The 25,745-nt window shown below is 59.5% G+C and carries 25 protein-coding genes; 12 read left to right on the top strand and 13 right to left on the bottom strand.

The window, feature by feature from the left end; translation table 11 throughout:
- Positions 1 to 2 precede the first annotated feature (2 nt).
- The 5 genes from flgB to QZ638_RS04270 all read right to left on the bottom strand — a co-directional run bounded on the left by flgB (position 3) and on the right by QZ638_RS04270 (position 4,323).
- A complete protein-coding gene (flgB, locus tag QZ638_RS04290) occupies positions 3 to 380 on the bottom strand; it encodes a flagellar basal body rod protein FlgB (protein ID WP_295807324.1) in 378 nt (125 codons plus the stop codon).
- Positions 381 to 446: 66 nt separating this feature from the next.
- Positions 447 to 1,088, bottom strand: coding sequence for a hypothetical protein (locus QZ638_RS04285; RefSeq protein WP_295807321.1), 642 nt, complete (start codon positions 1,086 to 1,088; stop codon positions 447 to 449).
- Positions 1,085 to 2,479, bottom strand: a complete 1,395-nt coding sequence (fliI, locus tag QZ638_RS04280) for a flagellar protein export ATPase FliI (RefSeq protein WP_295807320.1) — start codon at positions 2,477 to 2,479, stop codon at positions 1,085 to 1,087. The genes QZ638_RS04285 and fliI overlap by 4 nt, the downstream gene beginning before the upstream one ends.
- Positions 2,476 to 3,192, bottom strand: coding sequence for a flagellar basal-body rod protein FlgF (gene flgF, locus QZ638_RS04275; protein ID WP_295807318.1), 717 nt, complete (start codon positions 3,190 to 3,192; stop codon positions 2,476 to 2,478). The genes fliI and flgF overlap by 4 nt, the downstream gene beginning before the upstream one ends.
- A 6-nt stretch (positions 3,193 to 3,198) precedes the next feature.
- A complete protein-coding gene (locus tag QZ638_RS04270; protein WP_295807314.1) occupies positions 3,199 to 4,323 on the bottom strand; it encodes a DUF1217 domain-containing protein in 1,125 nt (374 codons plus the stop codon).
- Positions 4,324 to 4,467: 144 nt separating this feature from the next.
- Here QZ638_RS04270 and motA point away from each other — a divergent pair, with 144 nt between their 5' ends.
- The 6 genes from motA to QZ638_RS04240 all read left to right on the top strand — a co-directional run bounded on the left by motA (position 4,468) and on the right by QZ638_RS04240 (position 9,384).
- Entirely contained in the window at positions 4,468 to 5,346 is an 879-nt protein-coding gene (motA, locus tag QZ638_RS04265) for a flagellar motor stator protein MotA (RefSeq protein ID WP_295807311.1), read from the top strand.
- Between the two features lie 32 nt (positions 5,347 to 5,378).
- Positions 5,379 to 6,317, top strand: coding sequence for a FliM/FliN family flagellar motor switch protein (locus QZ638_RS04260; RefSeq protein ID WP_295807309.1), 939 nt, complete (start codon positions 5,379 to 5,381; stop codon positions 6,315 to 6,317).
- Positions 6,318 to 6,348: 31 nt separating this feature from the next.
- Positions 6,349 to 6,732, top strand: coding sequence for a flagellar motor switch protein FliN (fliN, locus tag QZ638_RS04255; protein ID WP_295807306.1), 384 nt, complete (start codon positions 6,349 to 6,351; stop codon positions 6,730 to 6,732).
- Between the two features lie 39 nt (positions 6,733 to 6,771).
- Positions 6,772 to 7,779, top strand: coding sequence for a FliG C-terminal domain-containing protein (locus QZ638_RS04250; protein WP_295807303.1), 1,008 nt, complete (start codon positions 6,772 to 6,774; stop codon positions 7,777 to 7,779).
- Positions 7,780 to 7,856: 77 nt separating this feature from the next.
- Positions 7,857 to 8,927: a flagellar biosynthesis protein FlhB gene (gene flhB / locus QZ638_RS04245; protein WP_295807301.1), complete on the top strand. Its 1,071-nt coding sequence runs from the start codon at positions 7,857 to 7,859 to the stop codon at positions 8,925 to 8,927.
- A 16-nt stretch (positions 8,928 to 8,943) separates the two neighbouring features.
- Positions 8,944 to 9,384, top strand: a complete 441-nt coding sequence (locus QZ638_RS04240; protein ID WP_295807296.1) for a hypothetical protein — start codon at positions 8,944 to 8,946, stop codon at positions 9,382 to 9,384.
- A 10-nt stretch (positions 9,385 to 9,394) separates the two neighbouring features.
- On the opposite strand, the gene QZ638_RS04235 is transcribed toward QZ638_RS04240, so the two are convergent.
- The 7 genes from QZ638_RS04235 to QZ638_RS04205 form a co-directional block, all read right to left on the bottom strand.
- The gene (locus QZ638_RS04235; protein ID WP_295807293.1) at positions 9,395 to 10,048 is read right to left on the bottom strand and encodes a helix-turn-helix transcriptional regulator; all 654 of its coding nucleotides are present in this window, start codon (positions 10,046 to 10,048) and stop codon (positions 9,395 to 9,397) included.
- 12 nt (positions 10,049 to 10,060) lie between these two features.
- Complete coding sequence (locus QZ638_RS04230; RefSeq protein WP_295807289.1) at positions 10,061 to 10,753, bottom strand: helix-turn-helix transcriptional regulator; 693 nt, start codon at positions 10,751 to 10,753, stop codon at positions 10,061 to 10,063.
- Positions 10,754 to 11,010: 257 nt separating this feature from the next.
- The gene (gene ugpC / locus QZ638_RS04225) at positions 11,011 to 12,099 is read right to left on the bottom strand and encodes a sn-glycerol-3-phosphate ABC transporter ATP-binding protein UgpC (RefSeq protein ID WP_295807286.1); all 1,089 of its coding nucleotides are present in this window, start codon (positions 12,097 to 12,099) and stop codon (positions 11,011 to 11,013) included.
- Complete coding sequence (locus QZ638_RS04220) at positions 12,096 to 13,787, bottom strand: alpha-amylase family glycosyl hydrolase (protein ID WP_295807285.1); 1,692 nt, start codon at positions 13,785 to 13,787, stop codon at positions 12,096 to 12,098. Before QZ638_RS04220 ends, ugpC begins: the two co-directional genes overlap by 4 nt.
- Before the next feature lie 8 nt (positions 13,788 to 13,795).
- On the bottom strand, positions 13,796 to 14,932 hold the full coding sequence (locus QZ638_RS04215) for a carbohydrate ABC transporter permease (protein ID WP_295807283.1): 1,137 nt from the start codon (positions 14,930 to 14,932) through the stop codon (positions 13,796 to 13,798).
- Positions 14,929 to 15,918 carry a carbohydrate ABC transporter permease gene (locus QZ638_RS04210; RefSeq protein ID WP_295807384.1) on the bottom strand — a complete coding sequence of 330 codons (990 nt, stop codon included), beginning with the start codon at positions 15,916 to 15,918 and terminating at the stop codon, positions 14,929 to 14,931. Before QZ638_RS04210 ends, QZ638_RS04215 begins: the two co-directional genes overlap by 4 nt.
- A 246-nt stretch (positions 15,919 to 16,164) precedes the next feature.
- Positions 16,165 to 17,520: an ABC transporter substrate-binding protein gene (locus QZ638_RS04205; RefSeq protein WP_295807280.1), complete on the bottom strand. Its 1,356-nt coding sequence runs from the start codon at positions 17,518 to 17,520 to the stop codon at positions 16,165 to 16,167.
- A gap of 284 nt (positions 17,521 to 17,804) precedes the next feature.
- Between QZ638_RS04205 and QZ638_RS04200 the strand changes: the two genes are divergently transcribed.
- Both QZ638_RS04200 and QZ638_RS04195 read left to right on the top strand, forming a co-directional pair.
- Entirely contained in the window at positions 17,805 to 18,863 is a 1,059-nt protein-coding gene (locus QZ638_RS04200) for a substrate-binding domain-containing protein (protein WP_295807278.1), read from the top strand.
- Between the two features lie 40 nt (positions 18,864 to 18,903).
- Complete coding sequence (locus QZ638_RS04195) at positions 18,904 to 20,259, top strand: GH1 family beta-glucosidase (protein ID WP_295807274.1); 1,356 nt, start codon at positions 18,904 to 18,906, stop codon at positions 20,257 to 20,259.
- 7 nt (positions 20,260 to 20,266) lie between these two features.
- Here the strand turns inward: QZ638_RS04195 and QZ638_RS04190 are convergent, their stop codons facing one another.
- Positions 20,267 to 21,049 (bottom strand): SDR family oxidoreductase, encoded by a 783-nt coding sequence (locus tag QZ638_RS04190; protein ID WP_295807271.1) that lies wholly within the window; start codon positions 21,047 to 21,049, stop codon positions 20,267 to 20,269.
- 360 nt (positions 21,050 to 21,409) lie between these two features.
- Between QZ638_RS04190 and QZ638_RS04185 the strand changes: the two genes are divergently transcribed.
- The 4 genes from QZ638_RS04185 to QZ638_RS04170 all read left to right on the top strand — a co-directional run.
- Positions 21,410 to 22,951, top strand: coding sequence for a glucan biosynthesis protein (locus QZ638_RS04185; protein WP_366936196.1), 1,542 nt, complete (start codon positions 21,410 to 21,412; stop codon positions 22,949 to 22,951).
- A complete protein-coding gene (locus QZ638_RS04180; RefSeq protein WP_295807267.1) occupies positions 22,935 to 23,090 on the top strand; it encodes a hypothetical protein in 156 nt (51 codons plus the stop codon). Before QZ638_RS04185 ends, QZ638_RS04180 begins: the two co-directional genes overlap by 17 nt.
- Before the next feature lie 53 nt (positions 23,091 to 23,143).
- Positions 23,144 to 24,943 carry a glucans biosynthesis glucosyltransferase MdoH gene (gene mdoH / locus QZ638_RS04175; protein WP_295807265.1) on the top strand — a complete coding sequence of 600 codons (1,800 nt, stop codon included), beginning with the start codon at positions 23,144 to 23,146 and terminating at the stop codon, positions 24,941 to 24,943.
- A 9-nt stretch (positions 24,944 to 24,952) separates the two neighbouring features.
- Positions 24,953 to 25,745 (top strand): OpgC family protein (locus tag QZ638_RS04170; RefSeq protein ID WP_295807263.1); only part of this gene is annotated, 793 nt, incomplete at its 3' end.

Here is a 25,745-nt window from a genome sequence, read left to right as displayed (position 1 = left end):
GATTAACCCCTCGACGTGTTCATGAGCATGCGGTGAAATGCCTTGACAATGGCGGTGTTGAGCTCGAAGGCGCGGCGCACCTCGCCGGCATTGGCGAGTTCGTCTTCCATCTTCACCGTGTTCTCCGAAGGCAGAACCGCCGGATCCTCAGTGCTGCCGACAGCGAAGGAGGCGTTGGTCGCGCCGAACTGCAGATGGTTCGGATTGGTGCTCTGGAGAGCCACGCGCGACCCGTTCAGCACGTTTTCGAAGGGTTCGACTTCAAGCGCCTTGTATCCGGGTGTGTTGATGTTGGCGACGTTGCTTGCGACCGTCGTCTGGCGGACGGAAAGCCATTTCGCCTGTTGCGTGGCGAGATCGAACAGATTGACGGGCTGCATCGGGCAAGTCTCTCGGTCTATGCGAACATGTCTGCCGCACTTTAGGTAGTCAGTCTTGTGCGGGCCTTACGTTCCGTTTTCGTCGGAAAGCGTGATCACAAGTTCGCGCGAGGTCATCATTTCCCAGTGACCGTTCTTCCACTGGATTTGCGAAACACGGCTGCCATCGGGCAATCGCGATCCGCGACGCACCATCCAGTAACCTTCGTCATCCTCGATCATGGCGCGTCCACCGATCACATGGATCAGGCGGAAGCTCGGCGTGTCGCCGGGAAACGGCTGATCTTCAAGTGCCTTCGTGGGTGTGCGGTCGACTGTGCCGGTCGGTGTGTAGTCGACCTGCGGCATCGCGATCATCTGCGTCGGTATGCGTGCCCCGACAAGTCCGGGGAGCGCTTCGCTGCGTGGTGCGTCCGGGGATGGCCGCCCGGCAAAAGACATCGGACGAACGCCAAATTGCTCCTGATTGAAGAAGATGTACCAAGGAAACATCGCACAGATGGCGGCGAGGCCGATGCCTCCAAGCATGATTACCCAGTCGCTTCTGCTGCCGCTTGGCCGGTGAACCACGGTGCCCGTGTTCTGTTTGCGTCGAGGCAGGAAGCGGGGCCTGTGGGCTGACGGCGCTTCGGTCAGGGCGGCGGCGGTCGGATTCGGTTCCGTGCGCCGTCCATCCGGAAGTTCGAGGCTGGCCAGTTTCATCGTCATTGTACAGGCTCCCCGGCTTTCAATTTCATTGCCAGGTCCGTGAAGGGATCGGTTGAGCGTGGGTCGTTCGGCGACTGGCTAAGGGCATCGTAGATCAACGGTATCTGCCGGACGGCCTGATCGAGCTCGGCGTCGTGGCCGGGCTGATAGGCTCCGAGCAGGCGGATGTCGCGGGTATCCTCGAAGCGCGCGATCATCGCCCTGAGCCGCATGACAAGCCGCTTTTCATCGGGTTTCCACGCACGGTCGGCAAGTCGTGAGATGGAGGAGAGCGGGTTGACGGGTGGAAACCGCCCCTGTTCGGCGATGGCACGGTCGAGCACCACATGGCCGTCGAGAATGCCGCGCACCGCGTCAGCGACCGGATCGTTGTGGTCGTCGCCGTCGACGAGCACCGAAAGGATGGCCGTGATCGAACCGCGTCCCGTCTCGCCGGGGCCGGCACGTTCGAGCAGGCGCGGAAGTTCGGTAAAGACCGATGCGGGGTAGCCCCGGGCGACGGGCGGTTCGCCGGCGCCGATGGCGACCTCGCGCAGCGCGTGCGCAAAGCGGGTAATGGAATCGACGATCAACAGGACCTTGTCACCGCGATCGCGGAAGTATTCGGCGATGCTCATCGCCGTATCCGGGGCACGCCGCCTCATCATGGCGCTTTCATCGCTGGTAGCGACCACGGCGACGGATTTCGCCATGCCCTGCGAACCGATCGTGTCTTCGAGAAATTCGCGCACCTCGCGACCGCGTTCTCCCACCAGCGCGATGACCACCGTGTCGAAGGCGTCGGCGTTTGCAAGCATCGACAAGAGCGTCGACTTGCCCACGCCGGAGCCGGCGAAGACACCCAGTCTCTGCCCATGACAAAGCGGCGTGAAGATATCGATGACGCGCACGCCGGTGCGAAATCCTTCGGCAACGCGTTGGCGTTGCATGGCGGGCGGCGTTATCGGCGTCGTGTCCGTCGAGTTCGGGCCGCCGGCAGGGGCGGGCTTGGCGTCGGCTGGTCGGCCCAGTGCGTCCACCACGCGTCCGCGCCAGGATGGACCGGGAGCGAGAGCGAGTGGGCCGCGGTTGAACACGGCTTCACCCAGGCCGACTTGTCCCGCCTTTTCGTAAGGTGCGACCAGAACGCCATCCTTGGCAATGCGCACGATTTCGCCGGCCCCCGCCGCACCGCCTCGCTTGTCGCGTCGTGACACGAGATCGCCCAACCTGGCGGTTTCCGAGAGGCCTCGAACGCTGTAATGCGTGGGCGAAACCTCGCTTACGCGACCGCCGTGGCTGACGAGAAAGCGTTCGTCGCCGGCAATCCGCCGATAGGCTTCTTCCAGCGCGGTGAGCACGGTTTCCCGCGGCGGGGTGGGGGAGGAGAACTCTGTCACAGCGTCGCTCATGCACCCAGCAGTTTGATCGCGTCTTTGAGTGCGGTGTCGCTATCGCTCATCAGCGCCGACACGTGTTCGAAAGTGCGCTGCACCTCGATGAGATTCATCATTTCGAGCACGGGATTGACGTTGGCTTCCTCCACAAAGCCCTGTGCCACGCCAATGTCGGGCTGATCGACGACCGGCTGAGCGTCGTTGGCGACGAAACCGGAATTGCCGAAGCGCGCGTAATCTTGGGACGGAGTGAAGGCGTAAAGCCCGACGGCGCCGACAAGTTGGCCGTTCTGACGCAACGTCCCGTCGGCACTGGCTTCGGGCGGGCCGCCGAGTGGGTCGAGCAGCAAAGGCGCGCCGCCCGCATCCAGGACGGGATGTCCGTCGATGCTGACGAGCTCGCCGGTTTCACGCATGGTGAAACGGCCATCCCGTGTGACGACCGTGCCGGCCGGCGTGTCCAACGCGAACCACGCGTCGCCCTGTACGGCAAAATCGAACGGGTTTTTGGTTTCACGCAGGCCCCCGGCATGGGTGTCTATGTTGGGCGTTCCGGGTGCGGCGAAGGAAACGGAATCGGGTCCGTCGCCATTGACCATGTCGCGGAAGTTGACCGACGTGGCACGGAAGCCGACCGTGCCGGCATTGGCGACGTTGTCGGCGAGCGTTCCAAGACGCTTTTCCAATGCCACCTGGGAGGAAAGGGCGACATAGAGTCCGGTCTGCATGGTCTGCTACCTCTTTAACTGCGCAATCGTGAAGAGCATGTCGGTGGAAATGCCGAACTCCGCCGGTTGACTGAACAGCGCGGCGATGGATGTCTGCTGCGAACTCGATGGATTCTCGAGTTCCCACATGGTGGTGAAGCGCTTCAGAAATTCATCGAGCTTTTCGGGATCCTTGAAATCCTCGATCTCGATACGCTCCTTGATCAGTTCGACCTGCTTGTCGATATCGGCCTGGGCGAGAGCGGGCGGGAAGCCGAGCGCAGTGCGCACCACCTGTGCGACTGCCTTGTCGGCAAGCAGTTCGTAGTAGGAGCGGAAATCGGGCGCCTTGCGCTGGAAGTAAAGCGCCAGCCGGACGCCTTCGTTCTGTTTGCCCGCGTCCTCTTCGAGCGTCTGGCGCATATAGCGTTCGACGGCCAGATTGTTCGTGACATTATAGGTGGTCGCATCTTCCCCGTAGCGGGCGAAATTGAAAGCCCCGGCGAGCGCCTTGTATCGCTCGTCCTCGCTCTTGTTCGCCGGACTTTCGGGATCGTCGATCCCGCCTTCCAACACCGAGCGCAGGAATTCAAGGTCGATGACCTCATCGACCTCAAAACCATGCGCCATCAATGCGAAGCTGAGCATCTCCTGATCGCCCATCAAGTCGTCGACGGACTTGATGTCGGAAATCTTCGACAGATAGGTGTTGATACTGCCGATAAGCGCCGGGTCGTTCGGCTCCACGCCATTGCTGATCGCACGCGAGAGATATTTGTCGACCGTACCTTTCTGGGCGGGGTTGTAGGTGGTTGTGTTCGTTCCGCCGGCGGCAAAGTTGTAGGTGCGGGCAAATTCGACGTAGCGCTTGTCGGTCAGTTTGTTGGCGAAACTCTCCGGATCGCTGATGCCTTCCTCGAGCACCTTGACCATGAACGCCTTTGCATAGGCCATGTCTTCAAGACCGTGCGCCTTCATGGCGTAGCGGAACAGGCGGTCGTCGTTGATGAATTCCTCGATGGAAGCCACCCGCCCTATGTTCTCTTGATAGTATTCGGTCTCGCGCTGCACCATGGGTTGCGATTGTACGCGCTCAAGGGAACGCGACAGGTCGCGGTTGATCAAATGGTAGCTCGTAAACGTGTTGATCAAGGCGCACCCTCCGCCATCTTCGGTTGCGCCAAAATTAGTCCGTCTATCTTGCGCGAGGCTTTCGCGCAGACGTTCGACATTCAAGCCTCACGCAAGCCACGGCGGATACACAGGAGCAAAGGCCTACAGATAATGGCGGTATAGATGGGTATTCTTGTCGGACTGGTGGTAACGCTCGGCTGTGTGATCGGCGGCTATATGGCGATGGGTGGGCATGTGGACGTGCTCATCCAGCCGTGGGAAGTGGTGATCATCTGCGGGGCTGCGTTCGGCACTTTCCTCGTCGCCAATCCCATGTCCACAGTGAAGGATGCCGGCAAAGCCTGCATGGAAGCCTTCAAGGGCGCGGTTCCCAAGGAGACCGATTATCTTGAGACGCTCGGTGTCCTGCATAGCCTGATGCGCGAGCTGCGGACCAAGTCGCGCAGCGAAGTGGAGGCTCATATCGACAATCCGGAGGAATCGGCGATCTTCCAGACTTATCCGACCGTGCTGAAGAACAAGGAACTCACCAACTTTATCTGCGATTATTGCCGCATCATCATCATCGGCAATGCCCGTCCTTTCGAGATCGAGGCTTTGATGGACGAGGAAATCCAGACCATTCGCCGGGACAAGTTGAAATCCTACAATGCGCTCGTTGCCGTTTCCGAGGGCCTGCCCGCACTTGGCATCGTGGCTGCCGTGCTCGGCGTCATCAAGGCCATGGGCGCGATCAACGAATCTCCGGAAATTCTTGGCGGTCTGGTTGGCGCGGCGCTCGTTGGTACCTTCCTTGGAATTTTCATGTCCTATGCGGTGGTCGGCCCGGTCGCGACGAAGATCAAGATCGTCCGTGAGAAGAAGAATAGGCTCTACGTTATCGTGAAACAAACTTTGCTCGCCTACATGAATGGCTCACTGCCGCAAGTGGCGCTGGAGTTCGGCCGAAAGACCATCTCGGCCTACGACCGGCCAACCATCGACGCGGTCGAGCAGAGCACCATGAATGCCGGTGGGGCCGGTGAGAAGCAGGCCGCGTGATGCGCGCGGCGTTAACGGAGTAACAGCCGATCATGGCGTTGACGGAAGACCCTGAACTGATGCGTGCGCTCGTCGTGGAGCGGTTGGTGGGCGCCACTGGCGATCCGCGACGTGTGTCGGAAGCGGCGCGCTCCTGCGCAAGTCGTGCTTTGCCGCGCGTTATGGAAAGCCTGGAGGAGAAACTTCCCACGCCCATCGCGGTTGACCTTATCGACGTCGAGATCGTGCGTTTGGCGGAATTGAAGCCGAGGCCCGAATGCTGTGACGCATTGGTGGTCGTTGCGGGAGAGGTTTCGGGCGATGCGCTCACCATGCGGCTCGACCCCACGGCGATCTCGCTTCTCGTCGCAGCGATGTTCGGTGGCAACCCGGAACTGCCGGCGGTGCAGATCGAACGCCCGCCATCGGCGATCGAACGCGACGTGGCAGCGCTTGCTTTCGACATTTTTGCGAAGGCCCTGAACGGAAAGGGTGCCCGATCGCTGGGACTGCGCCTGCAGGTGCCGGCAGTTCTGGCCGGGGCGGATTTTCGCCGTTTCGTGGTGCGCGACGGACCCGGGGTGCGGATGCGGTTCGCCATAGGCGGGGAAGAGCATGGTGGTGTCCTTTCCGCGTGGATGCCGCAACGTCTCCTTTTGGAAACGCGCGAGATGGAGGCAGGCGATCAGCGTCAGCAGAGCGCCAAGGCAGCCGACTGGCACAACCGCTTTAGCGACGAGGTGATGCGCTCGAATGTGCGCCTGAAGGCGTCCATACCGCTGATGCGGATGGCGCTCGGTGAGCTTGCCTCGCTGCATGAGGGGCAAGTGATTGAATTCGGCGACGGTGCACAGCCCGAGGCGCGCCTGGCGGTGCGTGAGAAGACGGTGTTTACGTGCGATTTCGGAAAAGCCGGACACCATTACACGGTTCGGATCAAACAGCCTTTCGATGCCCGCAAGGACGTCGTCGAAGGGCTCCTGGCGCAATGATGCGCCGGGACGGCGGTGAAGGAGAATAACGATGACCAATGCCGAGCCTGAGCCGCAGGAAAACGGCGAGGAAGAACTGAACAAGGCTATCGAAGAGCTGAAGGACGTTCTTCACGAGGAAAATCCCGATGCCGGTGGCGGCAGCACGGCTTCTTTCGAAGGCAATCCCGACCTGGTGATGAGCATTCCGGTTGAGGTCCAGATCGTTCTGGGCAGTGCCGAGATGCCCGTTTCCCAGCTTATGGCCTTGAAGAAGGGATCGACCGTTTCACTCAATCGACGTGTCGGCGAACCCGTGGAGGTGGTGGTTAACGGCCGGCGCATTGCGCGGGGCGAAATCACGCTCGTTGATGACGACCCGTCGCGTTTCGGTGTGAAGCTGACGGAAATAGCCGGCAAAGCGGCTGTCGAATAGCGCGAGTTGCGGATTGCGAAGGGAAAGATCGGGTCGGTTATGACAGAAGCTCTGGTTCTGACACAGGCACAAAAGGCTGCCACCATTCTCGTGGCGATGGGCAAGCCTTCGGCGGGTCGCCTGCTGAAATTCTTCAAGCAGGAGGAATTGAAGGCGCTGATGGAAGGCGCACGTCTGCTGCGAACGATTCCCCAGGCGGAACTGGAAAAGGTTGTCGGCGAGTTCGAGTCCGAATTCACAGAAGGTGCGGGTTTGCTGGATTCGGCCGACAGCATCGACACCATTTTGAACGAGACGCTGTCCGAAGAGGAAATGAACCTTCTGATGGGGCGGGCGGCACCCGTGGCCGGGGAGGCAGAAGAGGTTTGGGCGGAACTTGAGAAACTCGATCCCGAGGAATTGATCGAACTGGTTTCGGCCGAGCATCCGCAGGTTATTGCGGCTATCCTGGGCGGCATTGCGCCGTCAATCGCTGCCAAAGTTCTGGTCAGTCTGGACAAGTCGTTGCGAACATCCGTGGTCAGCCGCATGGCCGCGATGGGCGATATGCCGACGCCGGCCAAGAAGCTCATCGAAGGGCGCATGACCGAATTGCTCCGCAACATGCGTGCCGGCAAGGATTCGGCAGTCGGTTTGGCGCGCGTGGCCTCGCTTCTCAACGAACTGGATAAGGATCAGGCCGACGAAGTAATTCTCGAGCTGGAACAGACCGGTACCAGCGATGTGAAGGCCATCCGCTCCCAACTCTTCAGCTTTGAGGAGATTGTGCTGCTCGATCAGAAGGCGCGTGTCGCGCTGTTTGACGGCCTGTCGAGCGAGTTGGTCACCATGGCGTTGCGCAATGCGCCCGACGATACGGTGGAAGCGGTTCTATCGGCGCTTGGCCAGCGCACGCGCCGTATGATCGAGGCCGAACTCAGCACCGGTTCGGACGAGGTGCCCGAGACCGAAATCCTCCAGGCTCGCAAGCGTATCTCCGCAAGCGCCGTTCAACTGGCTCAGCAAGGCAACTTCGTTTTGCCCGGGATGCAGCAAGAGGCGGCCTGACCTGTTTCTGCCTGACATGTCTGGAACGATATCCGGCAGATGGACCGTATTTGCAAATCGCTTGAGCGAAGGGACTTATGGCGGAAGGCGCCGACAAGGAAAGCAAAACGGAGGAAGCGACCGAGAAGAAGGTTCGCGATTCCGTAGAAAAGGGCCAACTGCCCTTTTCCAAGGAAGCGCCTGTCTTCGCTTCGTTCCTTGCTATTCTCGTTTTTACGATCTTCTTCGCGCAGGACAGCGCGATGCGGCTTGGCGGTTTTCTCTCGATCTTTCTGGAGCGCGCCGACGGCTGGTCGCTCGAAACCCGTTCCGACGCCATGGCGATCTACCAATTGGTCTTCATCGAGATCGCCAAGGTGGTGGGCGTCGTAATGCTGCTTTTGGTGACTGCCGGCATTGCCGCATCCGTTTTCCAGAACACACCGCGCTTTGTGCTCGACCGGATCCAGCCGAAACTGTCGCGCATCTCGCTTAAAGAAGGCTGGAGCCGGATATTCGGCGTCAAGGGATTTGTCGAATTCGCGAAATCTCTGGGCAAGATCGTTGTCGCCGGCGGATTTCTTATCCTGGCAATGCGTGAGGCGGAAACGCGGCTTCTGGCGGGCATGATCACCAATCCGGTCGAATTCACCTCCGTCATTCGCGACATTGCGGTGCAGAGCCTCGTGGTCGTCACTTTGGTCGTGGCTGTCATTGCGGTTGCCGACCTCTTCTGGTCGCGGCATCAGTGGCGTGTGGAACTGCGCATGACCAAGCAGGAGGTCAAGGACGAGCACAAGCAGACGGAAGGCGATCCCATCGTCAAGGCGCGGTTGCGCTCGCTCGCCCGCGATCGGGCGCGCCAGCGCATGATGTCGGCGGTGCCGCAGGCCACGCTCGTGATCGCCAATCCGACCCATTTCGCCATCGCGCTTCGCTACCGCCGCGACGACGATGCCGCGCCGGTAGTTGTCGCGAAAGGGCAGGATCTGATCGCCCTGCGTATCAGGGAGGTCGCCACCGAGCACAATATTCCAGTTTTCGAAGAACCGGTGCTCGCCCGCTCCATGTACAAACAAGTTTCGGTTGATAATTTGATTCCGTCACAGTTCTACAAGGCTGTCGCGGAGCTCATCCGCCGCATCTACAGAACCGGTGAGAGACCGTAGTCAGCAGGGATACATTATGGACAAGCAGCCACATTCGCCTGCTCGCGAAATCATCGTCGCCAATGCCATCCGGGCTGTTGCGAACGAGTTGCGTCTTATCGACGTGGCCGACTATATCGCCTTCATCCGGCTTGAGAGTCTGGCGAGTGTGGCCGATATCGTGGAAACGGCGGCGGAGCTGTACTTCATGCCGGGCACGTTACGTCTCGGACATGGCTGTGATGCACATGTTTCATGGGACGGAAGTCCGCGCATTTCGCTCGATCTGGAACTGCGCCCAAGCGGTGCGACGGTTTATTTCACGCTCGAACTCAGCGACGACAATGCGGCTGTGGAAGTCAATTACGTGGCGTTCGACGATCCCTCGGACGATCCGGAAATGAACTCTCGCTATCTCGCCGAAGCGCTACAGGCTTCGCGTATCGTGCGTACCGAAAGGCCGTTGATCAACGGATAGGGACATCCGGTCAGTCTATCAGCCCCGTGCGGAGAGCCTTGGCGACGGCATGAACACGGTTGACCGCGTTCAGCTTCTGGGTCGTGTTGGCGAGATACTGGTTTGCCGTGTGCACCGATAGGCCCAGTCGTTTGGCGATTTCCTCGCTTGTCAGACCGTTGGCGGTTAGCTTGAGGCATTGCAGTTCGCGCTTCGAAATGGCCGGCCCTTGGTTCTCCAACGGGAACGGGTCGCGTTCCACGGTCTGCGCAAAAAGCGCATGGCAACGGCCATGCAGGTCGAACAGGGCATCGCGTTCCATATATATGACGTTGCCGATGAAAAAGATAACGCCGAGCTGACGCTGTTCTGTCGCCAGCGGCAGGACCACACCGCAGTTATCTTCGAGGGAGGAAATTTGTTCCCAGTGCAGACCGGAAACCTTGCCAGGCAAATCGATCCCCCAGGTCATGGGATGGAAGGTCTGGGAGATTTTTTCTGCGAAACGCCTGGGTAATCGGCCGACAAGTTCGGTGGTCTCCGCACTGGTTTGCGGGAATCCGTGATCGAGGCGGAATGCCAGTTTCGGTTTGTTCAGTTCGCTGATCGTGAAGAGGTGAAACCGATTTGCACCGATGCTTTCGGTGAGCTCGCGGAGCTCCTGAGCAATATCCGAAAGCGTCATCGATTCATCGCTTTAGATTAAATGGTTGCGGATGGCCGTTGCGATGGCCATGGCGCGATTTCTCGCTGCCAGCTTGTGAATTGCATGGGCGACGTAACTGTTCACCGTGTTCGATGACACATTGATGATGAGCGAGACCTCGTCGGCGGTTTTTCCCTCCGATGCCCAGTAAAGGCATTCGCGCTCGCGTTCCGACAAGGGTTCGCCGACCGCGACTGCCTCGGATTTGAAACCGGAAAGGAGATGGCACAGCCCCATCTGAAGGCGGGAAAGCCCGGTGCTGTCGAGTGCGGTGGCTTCAGTGCCTGAAATCACGGCGATGTAGTGTTTCTTGCCCGATGGAAGTTTGAGCAGAAACATTTCCTCATGATCGTGCACGCACAAATTCGCGACATCGTCGCAGGCCAGAAACGCGGCGAGCGCCAGGGGATGCCACCCGCGTGGCGGAGTTCCGGGAAACGTGGAAACGGAGCTCTCTATGAGCCTGGTTATCGCCGGCAACCCGACATCCTCGATGGTATCGAAGCTCCAGTTGGAGACAAGAACGCTGGTCATTCCGCTAACACTGTCCGGCGTCGCTTCGGCGATCAGATATGCGGCGTTGCCCGCTGAACGACAATAGTCGCGGGCGAAGCCCGAAATGTCACGTCGCGTCACCGCCTTGTTGTGCAGGCCAGCCCGTTTTTCGCGTGTCTCAGTCGCCATCAAGCATCACCGCAAATCCGCATCCGCCGACGGGCGGTTGCCGTTGGTTTCGCGGATACGCAATACGAGGCCCGCTACTTTTCCGCTTCAAACGAGGCAAGCGCCGGTGGGCCGGCAGTGACAGAACACGACGTTCCAAAGCGGACAGCGCTTGAAGCTTGAAAAGCAGTTTTTCATGATAAGCCCCAAGTCGCTGCAGGAATGGTTAGGTAAGCTTTCGATTCGGGTCAAGAAATGCATAAATCGTTTCAATCGCCTCAAAGGTAGAGAAACGAGCGCCCTTCCTCCGTGAAAAGGTGCATCTTTTCCGGGTTTGCGGTGATACGCAGCCGATCACCCTTGTCGTGTTTCTGCACGCCGGGAACCTTTACGACCACGGGTTCATCCACATCTTTCACATTGAGGTAAATATTGGTGACTTCGCCGAGGCGCTCGACGAAGTGAATCGTGCCTTCGAGAAGATGGTCGTCATCGTCTGCGATGCGCAAATCTTCCGGTCGCACGCCGAAATGAGCCGACGCGCCGGCAAGGTTCTCGGGTGAGGGAATCGGAACCGTGGCCTGCCGCCCGGCAAGGTTGATGACGGTATGCTCTCCGGTGTTTTCGATCCGGGCGGGTTGGAGGTTCATCGCGGGTGAACCGATGAAACGGGCAACGAAAAGGTTGGCGGGTTTCTCGTAGAGTTCGATAGGCGCGCCGACCTGCTCGATATGCCCGGCTGACAGGACAACGATGCGATCGGCAAGCGTCATCGCTTCCACCTGATCGTGGGTTACGTAGATCATGGTGGTTTCGGGCATCGAGCTTTTCAGTTTCGCGATTTCGATGCGGGTCGCGACCCGCAAGGCCGCATCCAGATTGGAGAGCGGCTCGTCGAAGAGGAACACTTTCGGATTGCGCACAATGGCGCGTCCGATCGCGACGCGCTGGCGCTGGCCCCCGGAAAGCGCTTTGGGCAAGCGATCCAGATAAGGTGTTAGCTGCAGTATCTCGGCCGCCGCCTGCACACGTTTGTCGATGTCTTCCTTCGGCGCCTTGGCGATTTTCATCCCGAAGGCCATGTTGTCGTAGACAGTCATATGCGGGTAGAGCGCATAGGACTGGAAGACCATCGCAATGCCGCGCTGGGAAGGGGGGATGTCGTTGACCCGTGCGCCGCCGATGAACATCTCGCCATCGGTGATGTTCTCCAATCCGGCGATCATGCGCAGGAGCGTGGATTTGCCGCATCCGGATGGGCCGACGAAGACGATGAATTCACCATCGTCGATTTTCAGGTCGATACCGTGAATGACCTTGGTGACGCCGTAGCTTTTCTGGATATTCTGCAGGTGCAGCGCTGTCATCGTCCTACTACTCCCTTGCTGCCGAACCAGCTTCCGTAGGCGGGCAGTTTCAGCACACCGTCCTCGAAGGTTCCGCTGCCGTCCCAGTCCTCCATTGTCGCATAGCCCTCGAGATCGAGCGGCAGTTCCAGGGGACTATCCGCCGTGTTGATTGCCACCAGAATCGCATGAGCCGCCATGGAGCGTTCAAAGATCAGTGTATTCTCTCCGCCATCGTGGAAGGTGATATCTCCCTTGGCGAAAACGGGATGGCGGGCGCGAAAGGCGAGTGCCTTGCGGTAGTGGGACAGAAGCGAGCCCGGCTCGTCCTGCGCCGAGACGGCGAGGTGCAGGTGCTCCGGCGGGACCGGCAACCAGGGTTTTGCGCTTGAAAAGCCGGCATTGACCTGCGTTTCCGACCATACCATCGGTGTGCGGCATCCATCGCGTCCCTTGAAGGTCGGCCAGAACTGGATGCCATAGGGGTCTTGCAGGTCCTTGAAGTCGAGTACGGCTTCGGTAAGCCCGAGTTCTTCTCCTTGGTAGAAGCAAACCGAACCGCGCAATGACAGCAGCAGCGTTGTGGTCATCTTGAGGAAGGCTTCGCGGTCGTGGACCTGATCGGCCCAGCGCGAGGCGTGACGCACCACATCGTGATTGGAAAAGCTCCAGCACGACCAGCCGTCCGGCGCTTTCGCCTCGAAGTCTTCGATGACCTTCCGGACACGTTTGGGCGTGAGCGGTTCTTGCGAGAGGAAGTCGAAGGAGTAACACATATGCACCTTGTCGCCGCCGCTCGTGTATTCGGCGACAATATCCAGTCCGCGCTGTGCATCGCCCACTTCGCCGACGGCCGTGGTACCGGGATACTCGTCGAGCAGTGCGCGGAAGCGCTTCAGGAAATCCAGATTCTCGGGTTGATTCTTGTCGTAGAGATGATTCTGGAAATTGTACGGATTGACCGCTGGTGCGATGGAGGCGTTGCGCTGGTCCTGTTCGAGCGGCGGATTGTCTTCAAGGCCGGCTGAGTGGACGTAGAAATTGATCGTGTCGAGGCGGAAACCGTCGACGCCGCGCTCCAGCCAGAAACGCACCGTGTCGAGCAGCGCGTCCTGAACCTCTCGATTGTGGAAGTTCAAGTCCGGCTGGCTGGTCAGGAAATTGTGCAGATAGTACTGACAACGGCTCGTGTCCCATTGCCACGCCGAACCCCCAAAGATCGACAGCCAGTTGTTTGGTGGGCTGCCATCCGGTTTTGGATCGGCCCACACATACCAGTCGGCGCGGGGGTTGGTCCGATTCTGGCGGCTTTCGACAAACCAAGGATGCCTGTCCGAGGAATGTGAGATCACCTGATCGATTATCACTTTTAGGTCCAGACGGTGGGCCTCGGTGATCATAGCGTCGAAATCGGCCAGCGAGCCGAACATGGGGTCGACCTGAGTGTAGCCGGAGACATCGTAGCCGAAGTCGAGCATGGGCGATCTGAAGAATGGCGAAATCCAGATCGCGTCCACGCCCAGCGAAGCGATGTAGGGCAGCCTTTGTGTGATGCCTTTCAGATCGCCGATCCCGTCACCGTTGGAATCCTGAAAGGAGCGCGGATAAATCTGATAGATGACCGCGCCGCGCCACCAGTCGGGGTCCTTGGCATGTCGGCTCACGGCTCCGGGAGCGTGTTCGAAGGGAACATCGTGCAGGACATTCATGGGAGCGGTCAGCCTCCTTTGACGGATCCGGCCAGCAGGCCGCGGACCAGATAACGTTGCATTGCGAAGAAAACGAGAATGGGCACCACGATGGCGACGAAGGCCGAGGCGGTGAGAATTTCCCAGTTGCCGCCATAGGAGCCGAGCAACTCGCGCAGCCGCCCCGTCAGCACAAGTTGCTCTTCATTGTTGCCGAGGAAGACGGTGGCGACGAGCAGATCGTTCCAGACCCACAAGAACTGGAAAATGGCGAAGGAGGCGAGCGCCGGAAACGACAGGGGAAGGATGATTTTTCGGAATATGTCGAAATCCGATGCGCCGTCGACGCGCGCGCTTTCGATGATCTCGCGCGGCAGGCCGGCCATGTAGTTGCGCAGCAAATAAATGGCCAGCGGCAGGCCGAACCCGGTGTGTGCAAGCCATATGCCGATGAAGGATTTGCCAATGCCGATTGTGTTGTACAAACGCAGGAGTGGGATAAGCGACATCTGCAAGGGCACAACAAGCAGGCCGACAATGGCGGCAAGCAAAAGCGCGCGGCCGGGAAACTCCATCCATGCAAGCGCGTAGGCAGCATAGGCCGCGATCAGGATCGGGATGACGGTGGCCGGAATCGTCACTGTCATTGTGTTGATGAAGCTTTTTCCCAACCCTTCTGAAAAAAGGACATTCTCGTAATTCTCGGTGGTGAATTTCGGCGGCTCGACGGAACTCACGAAGATGCGCTGACCACGCCCTGGCTCGGGACGCTCCTTGTAAACGATCTCATAATCGCCATTGGGTTCGACGGTGAGCATGCCTCCGCCGCGCAGTTCGGCGCTTTCTCCGACAGGGAATGCTGAAGGATCGCGCGAGGAAATGCCGAAGGCGGCGGCCTTGCCGCTTCCGCCCTCGAAAACATTGCCCGTAAGCGCGTAGTTGTCACCCACCGGCTGGGCTTCCTCCGGCGGGGCCGAACGGGCAACGATGTTGCGCTCGGCGGGTGTTAACGCCGTCCACCAGCCGCTGATGGCAAGTTGATCCTTGTCGCGCAGCGACGAGACGAGAATCCCGAAGGTGGGAAGGGTCCACAGTGCCACGAGCAGGATGACGGAAAGATTGACGACCCATGTCAGAGCGGGCCGGGAGCCGACGGGCGTGCTCATTTCATGTCCTTCCGTGCTTCGCGGATGTTCCAGACCATGATCGGTGTCACCATGGCCATGATGACCAGTGCGATGGTGGAGGCGCGGCCGAAATCGAGCCCGCGGAACATCCAGTCGAACATGTAGTTGGCGAGCACCTGGCTGCCCCATTGGCCGTTTGTCATCGCCAGCACGATGTCGAACACCTTGAGGACCAGAATGGTGATCGTGGTCCAGACAACGGCGATGGTGCCCCAGATCTGCGGCACTTTGATTTTGTAGAAGATCTGGAAGGGCGAGGCACCGTCGATGATGGCCGCTTCTATAGTCTCCTCGGGAATGCCGCGGAGCGCTGCTGAGAGGATGACCATGGCGAAGCCGGTCTGGATCCAGATCAGGATGACCATCAGGAAGAAATTGTTCCAGAAGGGGATTGTGATCCACGCTTGGGGTTCGGCTCCGAAAAAGGTGACAATGGCATTGAGTATGCCGATCTGCTCGGAGCCTTGGGCGCGGTAATCGTAAATGAACTTCCAGATGACGCTTGCTCCGACAAAGGAGATGGCCATGGGCATGAAAATCAGGCTCTTGGCGACATTGCCCCAACCGATCCGGTCTGTGAGGGCGGCGGCGATTAGTCCGAAGAACGTGGCGGCCGCCGGCACGACGATGAGCCAGAGTATGTTGTTGCGCATGCTTTCGCGGAAGGCTGCGTCTTGTGCCAGCCAGGCGTAATTGGCCCCGCCCACCCAGCTTTCGCCGCTTGGCCCGTGAAAGGACAGGACGATCGAATTGACCACCGGGTAGACCAGATAGACACCGAGTATGACGATCGCCGGTCCGAGGAACAGCCATGGGCGGATGCCGTTTGCGGCGTTGATGTTTTCCGCGACGCGGCTGCCCCGCGGCGGGTAGATTATGTCGAGGAGACGGTTTGAACCCCAGAAATAGCCGAAACAGGCGGCTACGCCGAGCATCATGACAAGCACGGCCTGGATGAGCTTGATATCCGGAAGCACCGTGTTGAGTGCCGCAAATACGGCGACGGCGCAGAGCACCGCAAAAACGATGCCCGCGATCATGATGGCAAGTGCAATTACAAGATGGAGCAGGAAACTGGCGGGGCCGGGCGAGCCGGCCGACGGAGCTGTTTCATTTGAGGAAATGGCCATACCAGGCCTCCTGGGCGCATGAACGATTTTTGACCGCCGTTCCCCGCCGCCTCTCGACAGCGGGGTGTCAGGTTTGTGCGCCTATTTGATGGCGTCCCATTCCCTTTGAATGTCGCCGGCGACATCTTGCGCGGATTTGCCTCCGACATAATCGATCATACCGGTCCAGAATGCACCTGCACCTACCCTGCCAGGCATCAGGTCGGAGCCGTCGAAGCGGAAGGTCGTTGCGTTGGTGAGGATCTCGCCCTGCTTGCGCAACGCATCGTTTGCGTAAGCCTCGGGATTGACGCCCGTATGCGGGGTCAGGAAACCGGCCTGAGCCATCCAGATTTCATGCGCGATGGGAGTCTTCAAGAAGTCGATGAAAGCGCGCGCAACGTCCGAATCCTTCGTAATTGCAAAGACCGTTCCCGCACCGAGCACCGGGGTTCCGAGGTCCTTTTCCGCATAGGCGGGCAGATAGAAGAAGTCTGCGTCGCGGCCAAGCTGCGTGCCTTCCGGGAAGAAAGAGGGAATGAACGATGCCTGTCGGTGTAGATAGCATTTAGGCGGTACGGCGAAGAGGCCCTTCGGGCTGTCGCGAAAATCGGTCGATGCCACCGCGCCGGCACCGCCGTCCACATAGTCGTCATTACGGGCGAAGGCGCCGAATTCCTCGATTGCGGCGACGACGCGTTCGTCATCGAACGGAATCTCGTTCGTTACCCACTGATCGTAGACCTCGGGTGTCTGGGTGCGCAGCATGAGGTCCTCCACCCAGTCGGTGGCCGGCCAGCCGGTCGCGCCGCCGGAGCCGAGGCCGATGCACCAGGGCGTTTCGCCATCCGCGACGATCTGGTCCGACAGAGCCTTGAGTTCCTCCATGCTCTGCGGAACCTCATAACCGGCATCCTCGAAGTTTTCCGGAACGTACCAGACAAGCGATTTGACATCGGCCTTGTAGGCGAACGCGAAGAAACTCTCCGTGCCGTCTTCGCCCTCATACGTGCCGAGATCCACCCATGATTCGCCTGCGGCATAATTTTCCTTCATCCAGTCCGCCGTGTCGTCGCCGAGCGGCACAAGCAAGCCCTTGGAGGCGAGATCGGCGGCAAGGCCCGGCTGTGGGAAGACAGCGACATTGGGCGCGCTGCCGGCTTGCGTGTCGATGACGATCTGCTGTTCGAAGGAATCCGAGCCCGAATAATTGACTTTGGCTCCGGTGGCTTCCTCGAAATAGGCGGTTACGGATTCGACGAGGTCCTTGTCGGCGCTTAGCCAGGGACCGAACAGGCTCATCTCCTGGCCGGAGAGGTCGTGCGCGGCCCTGAAATCCTCGAAACTCTGCCAGTTGAACCGGGCATCCTCGCCCGGAGCGAACTTGAGATCGGCGGCATAGGCTGTACTGCCGGTCAGCGCCAGGGCAACCGCGCCGATAAGCATGGACGTTTTCATGGTTCCTCCACTTGCGGCGCTGAGCCGCTCCTCCTCGTGTCTTCTGCTGGTCCCGCACTATGATAACGTTTTAAACGAAATCCAAAGCGCTTTGGATTTGAACAGCATCAATCCGCAGTGTGAACGAGTCAAGGGGGAGGTTCGTTTTCATGGTGAAATTCGCCAAAAATAGCGTTTTTCGAGTGAATTGTCATGAAAACGGACGAGCGCTCTGTGGAAGGACTTGATCTCACGGAATAGCTGTGACACGAAATTTTAATGCGCTTTGGAAGAAAGGGGATTTCTTGACCACCCGAAAGGCCATCAATCTGAAAATGCTCTCGCAAACGTTGGGGTTGTCGCAGACGACCGTCTCGCGGGCGCTGAACGGCTTTCCGGAAGTGGCGGAAAAAACGCGCGCCCGCGTGATCGAGGCGGCAGAGCGGCTGAATTACCGTCCGAGTCCCAGCGCGGCGAGCTTGGCGACTGGGAAATCCCTCATGATCGGTCATGTGGTCAGTCTTTCCGAGCACATCATGATCAACCCGCATTTCGCCGATTTCATTGCCGGCGCGGGTGAGGTTTACGGCCAGAACGGCTACGATGTTCTGCTGAGACTTGCTCCGCTTGAAGAGCAGGAGCGCATCTATCGCGACCTAGCTGAAGATCAGCGTGTCGACGGGGTGGTGGTCCATGGGCCGCTTACCGGCGACAGCCGTATCGGCATTCTCAACGGGCTCGGGCTTCCATTCGTCGTTCACGGCCGCAGCGACGAGGAAGGGGCGGATTACTGCTGGATGGACGTCAACAATCGTCGTGCCTTTCATCGCGCCACGAAGTTCCTACTGGATCTGGGGCATCTGCGCATCGGTTTGATCAACGGTCTGGAAAAGATGAACTTCGCCGATCGGCGTAGGCAGGGGTACGAGGTGGCGCTGGAAGAAGCCGGGATCGCGCTGGACGACCGGCTGCTATTCAGCGCCGACATGGTCGAGCCGTATGGGTATCGCGCGACGCGGGCGCTGATGGAACTGGAACAACCGCCGACGGCAATCGTTGTGGCGAGTGTTCTACCGGCCATGGGCGTGACACGGGCGCTTGCCGACCTCGGCCTGCGCGCCGGAGAGGACGTTTCGATCATCGCGTTCGATGACTGTCTGTCTTTCCTGCAATCCGGATACAAGGGCAGTGTGCCCGATATTCCGTTTTTCACGGCTGTGCGTTCCTCCATTCGCGAAGCGGGAAAACGTGTGGCCCGGATGCTGCTTGAGCGTATCGACAATCCGCAAGCCCCTTTGCAGAGCGAATTATGGGAGGCCGATTTCGTGATCGGCCAGACGACCGCGCCGCCGCGCCGGCATTGAAGACGACGATCTCATTTCCGAAAGCAACGGGGAGAACCTCATGTCCGCCAAAGGTACGGAAGCAATGGAAGTCGAGTTCTCTCGCACGGATTTTCCTGCCGATTTTGTTTTCGGCACGGCGACCTCGGGCTACCAGATCGAAGGCAGTCGTTTTGGTGGCTGCGGTACGTCGCATTGGGATACGTTCGCCGCAACACCCGGAAACACGGTGCGCGGTGAGGACGGGGCGACGGCCTGCGATCACTATCACCGGTGGGAGAACGATCTCGATCTGGTGCGCGATGCCGGACTGGATTGTTATCGTTTCTCGATCTCCTGGTCGCGTGTTCTGCCTGAAGGGCGCGGTGCGGCCAACGCCGACGGGCTCGATTTCTACGATCGTCTCGTCGATGGTATGCTGGCGCGAGGGCTGAAACCCTTCGCCACGCTTTATCATTGGGATCTGCCGGCCCCGCTCGCCGACCTCGGCGGCTGGCGCAACCGCGACATTGCACATTGGTTTGCCGATTACGCTGAACTTGTAATGAAGCGGATCGGCGATCGTGTGGCGACGGCGGCGACGATTAACGAGCCGTGGTGCGTGGCTTGGCTCAGCCATTTCCTGGGAGAACATGCGCCTGGCCTGCGTGATATACGCGCGGCGGCCCGTGCGATGCATCATGTGCTTCTGGCGCATGGGCGGGCGACGCAAGCCATGCGCGCGCTGGGTATGAACAATCTTGGCCTCGTCACCAATTTTGAGTATGCGGCTCCCGCCGATGACAGTGAGGCGGCAAGAAAGGCGGCCAGGCTTTATGACGGCATCTACAATCGCTGGTTCCTCGGCGGTGTGTTCGACAAGGCTTATCCCGAAGACGTTCTGGACGGGTTGGGTCCCCATATGCCGGAGGGCTTCGAGAAGGATTTCGATGTGATCGGCACGCGGGTCGACTGGCTCGGCATCAATTATTACACGCGCAAGCTGATCGCATCCGACGGGTCGGATCAATTCCCGGCATTGAAGGAAGTCGAAGGGTCGTTGCCGAAAACGCTGATGGACTGGGAAATCTACCCGGAAGGGCTCCATCATTTCATCACCTGGGCGCACGAGAATTACACGAGGGGGCTGCCCATCTACGTGACGGAAAACGGTATGGCTTCGCGTGACGAAATGGCAGGCGGGCGGGTCGATGATCCGGCACGCATCGATTTTCTGAACAGTCATATGCATGCGGTGCGACGCGCGATGGCCGAAGGTGCACCCGTCAAGGGTTACATCGTCTGGTCGCTTCTCGACAATTATGAATGGGCGCTCGGCTACGACAAGCGTTTCGGCCTCGTTCACGTGGATTTCGAGACGCTGGAGCGCACGCCCAAGGCATCTTGGCATGCGCTCGGGCGCGCGCTGAAGCGCTGAGCCTGGTTTAGACGGAGCGCGTCGCGCCGCCGTCGATGCGTACTTTGGTTCCGGTGACGTAAGACGCGCGTTCGGAGGCGAGGAAGACGGCCATGTTGGCAAACTCCTCCGGATCGCCGTAGCGGCCCATGGGGATGGTCTCCGCCGCCGCGGCGGAAACCTCCTCCACCTGCTTGCCGGAACGATTGGCGGCGGCGGTGTCGAGTTCGACCACGCGCTGCGTATGAATGCGTCCGGGCATCAGCACGTTGACGGTTACGCCGTCGCGCGCGACTTCGGTGGCAAGCGTCTTCGACCAGCCGACGATGGCCGAGCGGATGCCGTTGGACAAGGCCAGCATTGGAATGGGTTGCTCAACGCCAGACGAGGTGACGGTGAGAATGCGGCCCCATTTGCGCTCGCGCATCGTTGGCAAGAGACGTCCGGACAGGTGAAAAATGTTTGCGGCCATTGTCTCGAAGTTCGAGATCCAATCGCTGCGTCCGGCTTCAATGGCCGTGGCGGGGGGCGGGCCGCCTGTATTGTTGACGAGAATATCGACGCCGCCTTCGGCCAAGAGCTTGTCGGCCAGTTCATCTATGGCCGCTATATCGGACAGGTCGAGCGCGTGGGCTTCGACCGTGCCTGCATTGTCCGGCAAGTTTCCGGCCCAGGCCTCGATCTTGTCCTTGTTGCGTGCGGCGGCGATTACGGTCGCGCCTTCCTTCGCCAGCCCTTCGGCAATGGCCGCGCCGAGGCCACGGCTTGCGCCGAGCACCAGGGCGCGCTTGTTTTTCAGTCCTAGATCCATCGGCAAATTCCCGGATTTATGAACCGCCACATGCCTTGGCGCGCCTCGGCTGCGGCGGTCGATGGTGGGTTTTCTCACGTTTCGTGAACTGCGCGATTGGGCATGATTCAGAACAGGATTGCAAGTCGCGATGGGACGCTGTACAGCGATCCGCCGCTTGGCGCTGTGCCTTCAAATCTTGGTAACGGTCCGTCTTCGAATGTTATGTGTTCTGCCGAAACTAAACCGCAATTGATGCGTTGAAAGCGCGTGGCTTGTGCCGCGGCTTCACCCAGAGTTTTTCGCATACGAGTTCCGTTTATGGACCGACGATCCTTTATTGTTTCCTGCCTATCAGCGTCGCTGTTGGGCTCTTCCAGCTTGATAGCCATCGCGCCCGACGCACGCGCGCAGGATGCGGCGCCAAAGGAGGGCGACCCGGAGGGTAAGGTACAATCCTTTTCCTTCGATGCATTGACGCAAGCCATGAAGAGCAAGGCTTCGGAGGCTTTTGCCAAGGCGGATTTCGCACTGCCGGAGCAAATCGCCGAACTGACCTACGATCAGCATCGCGCGATTCGCTTTCGCCCGGATCACGCCCTATGGCAGGGAGAGGCTCCATTCGAATTGCAGGCGTTCCACATGGGATGGCTGTTTAAGGAACCGGTACGTCTTTATGCAGTGGAAGGCGAAACGGCACATCCGATTATTTTCACCGGTCGGGACTTCGAGTATCGCAAGCCCCTGGATCCTTCCCGTTTTCAGGATCTCGTGATGGAAGGAGAGGCCGGGTTCCGGCTCCACTATCCGCTTAATGCTCCCGACGTGATGGACGAGCTGGTCTCTTTTCTCGGGGCGAGTTATTTTCGCGCACTCGGTCGCGACACGCTTTACGGCCTTTCGGCCCGTGGCCTGGCAATCGATACGGCGACCGCCAATGGCGAAGAGTTTCCGCGCTTTACCGATTTCTACATCGAGAAACCCAACCGGCGCAGCAAGGAGATCACGATTTACGCTGCGCTCGACAGCGAAAGTGTGACTGGCGCGTTCCGCTTTGTCATTACGCCGGGCCGCAACACGGTCATGAACGTGACCGCGCGCTTTTTCGCTCGCAAGGATATCGGGCGCTTCGGCGTGGCGCCGATGACGTCCATGTTCCTGTTCGCAGAGAACAACGACAGCGCGTTCGATGATTATCGCGGTCAGGTTCACGATAGCGACGGATTGAAGGTTGTTCGTCAGGACGGTGATGAGCTCTGGCGCAATCTGAACAACCCTTCGGTACTCGCGACCTCCTTTTTCTCCGAAGACAGCCCGCAGGCGTTCGGTTTGTTTCAACGAGACCGGGATTTCGTGCACTTCCAGGATGCCGGTGCGCATTACGAACGGCGACCCTCGCTGCTCGTGGAGCCGCTGGAACCTTGGGGGCGGGGTGCGATTACACTGGTCGAGATCCCGACCGAACTCGAGGTCAATGACAACATTGTCGCCTTCTGGGTTCCGGAGAAGGACGTGAAAGCAGGGGATGCGTTGGAGTTCAATTATCGTTTGACCTGGGGTGCGGTCGAGGAGACGACCAACCGCTTCGCCCGTGTGATGGCGCTGCGCAGCGGCGAAGGCGGCGTGTCCGGGGTCGAGAACAAGGATGGCCTGCGCAAGTTTGTTGTCGACTTCGAAGGCGAGATTTTGCGGAACCTTCCAAGCGATTCAAACATTGAAGCGATTGTGAATGTAAGCCGGGGCGAGATCGCGCACTCAACGGTTTCGCGCATAGCCAGCAATGGGATGTGGCGCTTGGTGATCGACCTGAAACCTAACGGTTCCGGGCCGGTGGAGATGAGCGGCCATCTCAAACTCGACGACAAACGACTTTCTGAAATCTGGACCTATCAGTGGAGAGATACAGATGACGCACGTTCTTGAGACGGACAGCAAGCCGATGACGCTTCATCGTCACGCGCTGCCGACCGCCCCAATGGCCATGCCCGAGCAGGTTCTGGAACGCAAGCGTGCGCGTCCGGCGTTGTTTTCGGAGTTCTTGAAGCGCTTCGCCTGGAAGTGAAGCACAGCATGAAGCTGAACAACCAAACGGCGGTCTGAGAACCGCATGAGAGTATGATGGTCAGCGTAAGGCGCGTATTATCAATCCTTTTCTGCCTGCTTATGGCTGGCCTCGTATCCTTGCTCGCTGTCGGCTATTTTTCTGCCGACGGCATTCAGTGGATTGACGCGGTGCGCATCGTGCTGCTGGCCGCCAGCACGGCTTGGCTTGCCTGGGGTGCCGCTTACGCCTTCAACGGGCTTTTGAGCTTGCCCCTGAGGCAGCAGGAAAACTCGTTCGAATTGATGCCGACGAATGCCCGCACGGCCGTTCTTGTGCCGGTTTACAACGAAGATCCCATCAAGACGTTTTCGCATGTGGCGGCCATGATCGGCAGCCTTCATGCGCTCGGCATCGCCGGGCGGTTCGACTTCGCGGTTCTGTCCGACACGCGCGACCCCCGGGTAGCGGATCAGGAAGAACGCTGGTTCAAGCGCCTTCAGATGGAATGTGGTGCGCACACGGCGATCTATTATCGCCGCCGCGAGAAAAACACGGGCAAGAAAGCCGGGAACGTTGCCGATTTTATCCGCACCTCCGGCGCGATGTACGAGTATATGATCGTGCTTGATGCCGACAGTCTGATGGAAGGCGCGACCATGGCCGAGATGGTGCGGCGCATGGACGCCGACCCCAAGCTCGGTCTGCTCCAGACCTTGCCCAAGATCGTTCATGCGCGCTCGTTCTTCGGGCGCGCGATGCAATTTTCCACCGGCTATTATTCGCCCGTCTATACGCGCGGTCTTGCCGCCCTGCAGGGAACTTCGGGTCCCTTCTGGGGGCACAATGCCATCGTGCGTACGCGGGCTTTCGCTCAGAGTTGCGGCTTGCCGGAATTGTCGGGTACGCCACCTTTCGGTGGTCATATTCTGAGCCACGATTATGTGGAAGCCGCGCTTTTGACCCGCAACGGCTGGACAGTGCGCGTCGATCCGGATCTGACCGGCTCTTACGAGGAGGGGCCGGATAATGTGGTGGACTTCGCCAAGCGCGATCGCCGTTGGTGTCAGGGCAATCTTCAGCACGGTCGCGTAATGGTGGCGCCGGGCTTGAAGCTTTGGAGCCGCTTCGTTTTCGTGCAGAACATCATGGCGTATGTCGCATCGCCGCTTTGGGCCCTGTTCATCATAGCGTCCATTGCCGCGCCGATGCTGAAGGGCGTTCCGGACTATTTCCCCGAACCCGGACTTTTCCCGGTGTTTCCGCGCGTTGAACAGGGGCTGGCGCTGACACTGCTTGTCGGTGTTTTCGGTTTGTTGATCGGCCCCAAACTGCTCATCGTTGCGCGCGGGGCGTTGAGCGGGGTGAACGAAACGTTCGGCGGTACGGGGCGTGCGCTTCTCAACACGCTGACGGAAATACTGTCGACCAGCATGCTCGCGCCGATCATGCTCATGTATCAATGCCGTGCGGTTCTGGAAGTTTTCCTCGGCATGGATGGCGGTTGGCCTGCGACCGATCGTGAGGCCGGGGCGGTCAGCCTGTCGGAAGCGTGGTCCGCCAGTTGGTGGATCAGTGCCACGGGGCTGGTCACGCTGGGGCTCGCCTTTCAGTTTGCGCCCGAGTATGTCGGTTGGCTGCTTCTCGTGGCCGGACCGCAGGTCTTCGCACCGCTCCTCATCCATATTGGTTCGTGGAGCGCGCTGAATGCCCGCGAAGCCGGTCTCTTTCAGACCGCCGACGACCGCGACCCTTCGCCTGTCGTGCTCAGGCAGGAAGCCGTTCTCTCTCATTGGCGCGGTGGCACTCAGCCAGCACCCGTGAACGAGCCGGTGGCTGAACCGGCACTTGAACCCGCTGACGTGGAGCAGTGAAGCTCCACCATGAACGCTCCCTTCGTTCCCGGAAGCGTTGGCCGCGACCAGCGCTTGGATGTGTTTCGCGGTCTCGCCCTGATCACGATCTTCATCAACCATGTGCCAGGCAATCTCTATGAGAACCTGACGTCGCGCAATTTCGGCTTTTCCGATGCGGCCGAGGCTTTCGTCCTCATGTCCGGCATTGCCGTGGGGCTCGCCTATTCGCGCGGTTTTCGCGAGAGAGCCCTGTTCTCCGCCTGTATGAAAGTTTGGCGACGCGCCGGCGTCCTCTACGTCACCCACATCGTAACCTCGATCACGGCGATCGCGCTCGTCGCTGGTGGGGCTCTTTATCTCGGCGTGTTCGAGATGCTGGGCCGGATCAATTTCGGACCGCTGCTCACCGAGCCTCTGCAGACAATGGTCGGCCTGCCATTGCTCGGCCATCAACTCGGCTATTTCAACATTCTGCCGCTTTACGCCGTGCTTTTGCTGATCTCGCCGTTTTACATCGTGATTGGCCTGCGCAGCCCGCTGACACTGATCGGCATGGCCGTCGGCATCTGGTTTCTTTCGGGAACGTTTCGCCTCAATCTGCCGAATTATCCGAACCCCGGTGGGTGGTTCTTCAATCCGGTGGCGTGGCAACTCGTCTACGCTGTCGGCATCGCCGGCGGGCTTTGTATGTTGGAGGGACGGAAACTTGTTCCTTATCGCCCCTGGTTCTTCTGGGCGTGTACCGTCTTCTTGGTCTTTTCCTGCGTTTGGGTTTCACTCAGGGCTGGGGCGTTGCCCGGACACGATATGCTTCCATTCT

It is taken from the genome of uncultured Nitratireductor sp. (genome assembly GCF_913053745.1).
Classification (GTDB): Bacteria; Pseudomonadota; Alphaproteobacteria; order Rhizobiales; family Rhizobiaceae; genus Nitratireductor.
This window is presented reverse-complemented; position numbering and strand designations above follow the sequence as displayed.

Excerpts from the sequence above, each read along its gene's own strand:
- flgB (WP_295807324.1), bottom strand. The coding sequence starts at position 380 with ATGCAGCCCGTCAATCTGTTCGATCTCGCCACGCAACAGGCGAAATGG.
- QZ638_RS04285 (WP_295807321.1), bottom strand. The coding sequence starts at position 1,088 with ATGACGATGAAACTGGCCAGCCTCGAACTTCCGGATGGACGGCGCACG.
- fliI (WP_295807320.1), bottom strand. The coding sequence starts at position 2,479 with ATGAGCGACGCTGTGACAGAGTTCTCCTCCCCCACCCCGCCGCGGGAA.
- flgF (WP_295807318.1), bottom strand. The coding sequence starts at position 3,192 with ATGCAGACCGGACTCTATGTCGCCCTTTCCTCCCAGGTGGCATTGGAA.
- motA (WP_295807311.1), top strand. The coding sequence starts at position 4,468 with ATGGGTATTCTTGTCGGACTGGTGGTAACGCTCGGCTGTGTGATCGGC.
- QZ638_RS04260 (WP_295807309.1), top strand. The coding sequence starts at position 5,379 with ATGGCGTTGACGGAAGACCCTGAACTGATGCGTGCGCTCGTCGTGGAG.
- fliN (WP_295807306.1), top strand. The coding sequence starts at position 6,349 with ATGACCAATGCCGAGCCTGAGCCGCAGGAAAACGGCGAGGAAGAACTG.
- QZ638_RS04250 (WP_295807303.1), top strand. The coding sequence starts at position 6,772 with ATGACAGAAGCTCTGGTTCTGACACAGGCACAAAAGGCTGCCACCATT.
- flhB (WP_295807301.1), top strand. The coding sequence starts at position 7,857 with ATGGCGGAAGGCGCCGACAAGGAAAGCAAAACGGAGGAAGCGACCGAG.
- QZ638_RS04240 (WP_295807296.1), top strand. The coding sequence starts at position 8,944 with ATGGACAAGCAGCCACATTCGCCTGCTCGCGAAATCATCGTCGCCAAT.
- QZ638_RS04235 (WP_295807293.1), bottom strand. The coding sequence starts at position 10,048 with ATGACGCTTTCGGATATTGCTCAGGAGCTCCGCGAGCTCACCGAAAGC.
- QZ638_RS04230 (WP_295807289.1), bottom strand. The coding sequence starts at position 10,753 with ATGGCGACTGAGACACGCGAAAAACGGGCTGGCCTGCACAACAAGGCG.
- ugpC (WP_295807286.1), bottom strand. The coding sequence starts at position 12,099 with ATGACAGCGCTGCACCTGCAGAATATCCAGAAAAGCTACGGCGTCACC.
- QZ638_RS04220 (WP_295807285.1), bottom strand. The coding sequence starts at position 13,787 with ATGAATGTCCTGCACGATGTTCCCTTCGAACACGCTCCCGGAGCCGTG.
- QZ638_RS04215 (WP_295807283.1), bottom strand. The coding sequence starts at position 14,932 with ATGAGCACGCCCGTCGGCTCCCGGCCCGCTCTGACATGGGTCGTCAAT.
- QZ638_RS04205 (WP_295807280.1), bottom strand. The coding sequence starts at position 17,520 with ATGAAAACGTCCATGCTTATCGGCGCGGTTGCCCTGGCGCTGACCGGC.
- QZ638_RS04195 (WP_295807274.1), top strand. The coding sequence starts at position 18,904 with ATGTCCGCCAAAGGTACGGAAGCAATGGAAGTCGAGTTCTCTCGCACG.
- QZ638_RS04190 (WP_295807271.1), bottom strand. The coding sequence starts at position 21,049 with ATGGATCTAGGACTGAAAAACAAGCGCGCCCTGGTGCTCGGCGCAAGC.
- QZ638_RS04180 (WP_295807267.1), top strand. The coding sequence starts at position 22,935 with ATGACGCACGTTCTTGAGACGGACAGCAAGCCGATGACGCTTCATCGT.
- mdoH (WP_295807265.1), top strand. The coding sequence starts at position 23,144 with ATGATGGTCAGCGTAAGGCGCGTATTATCAATCCTTTTCTGCCTGCTT.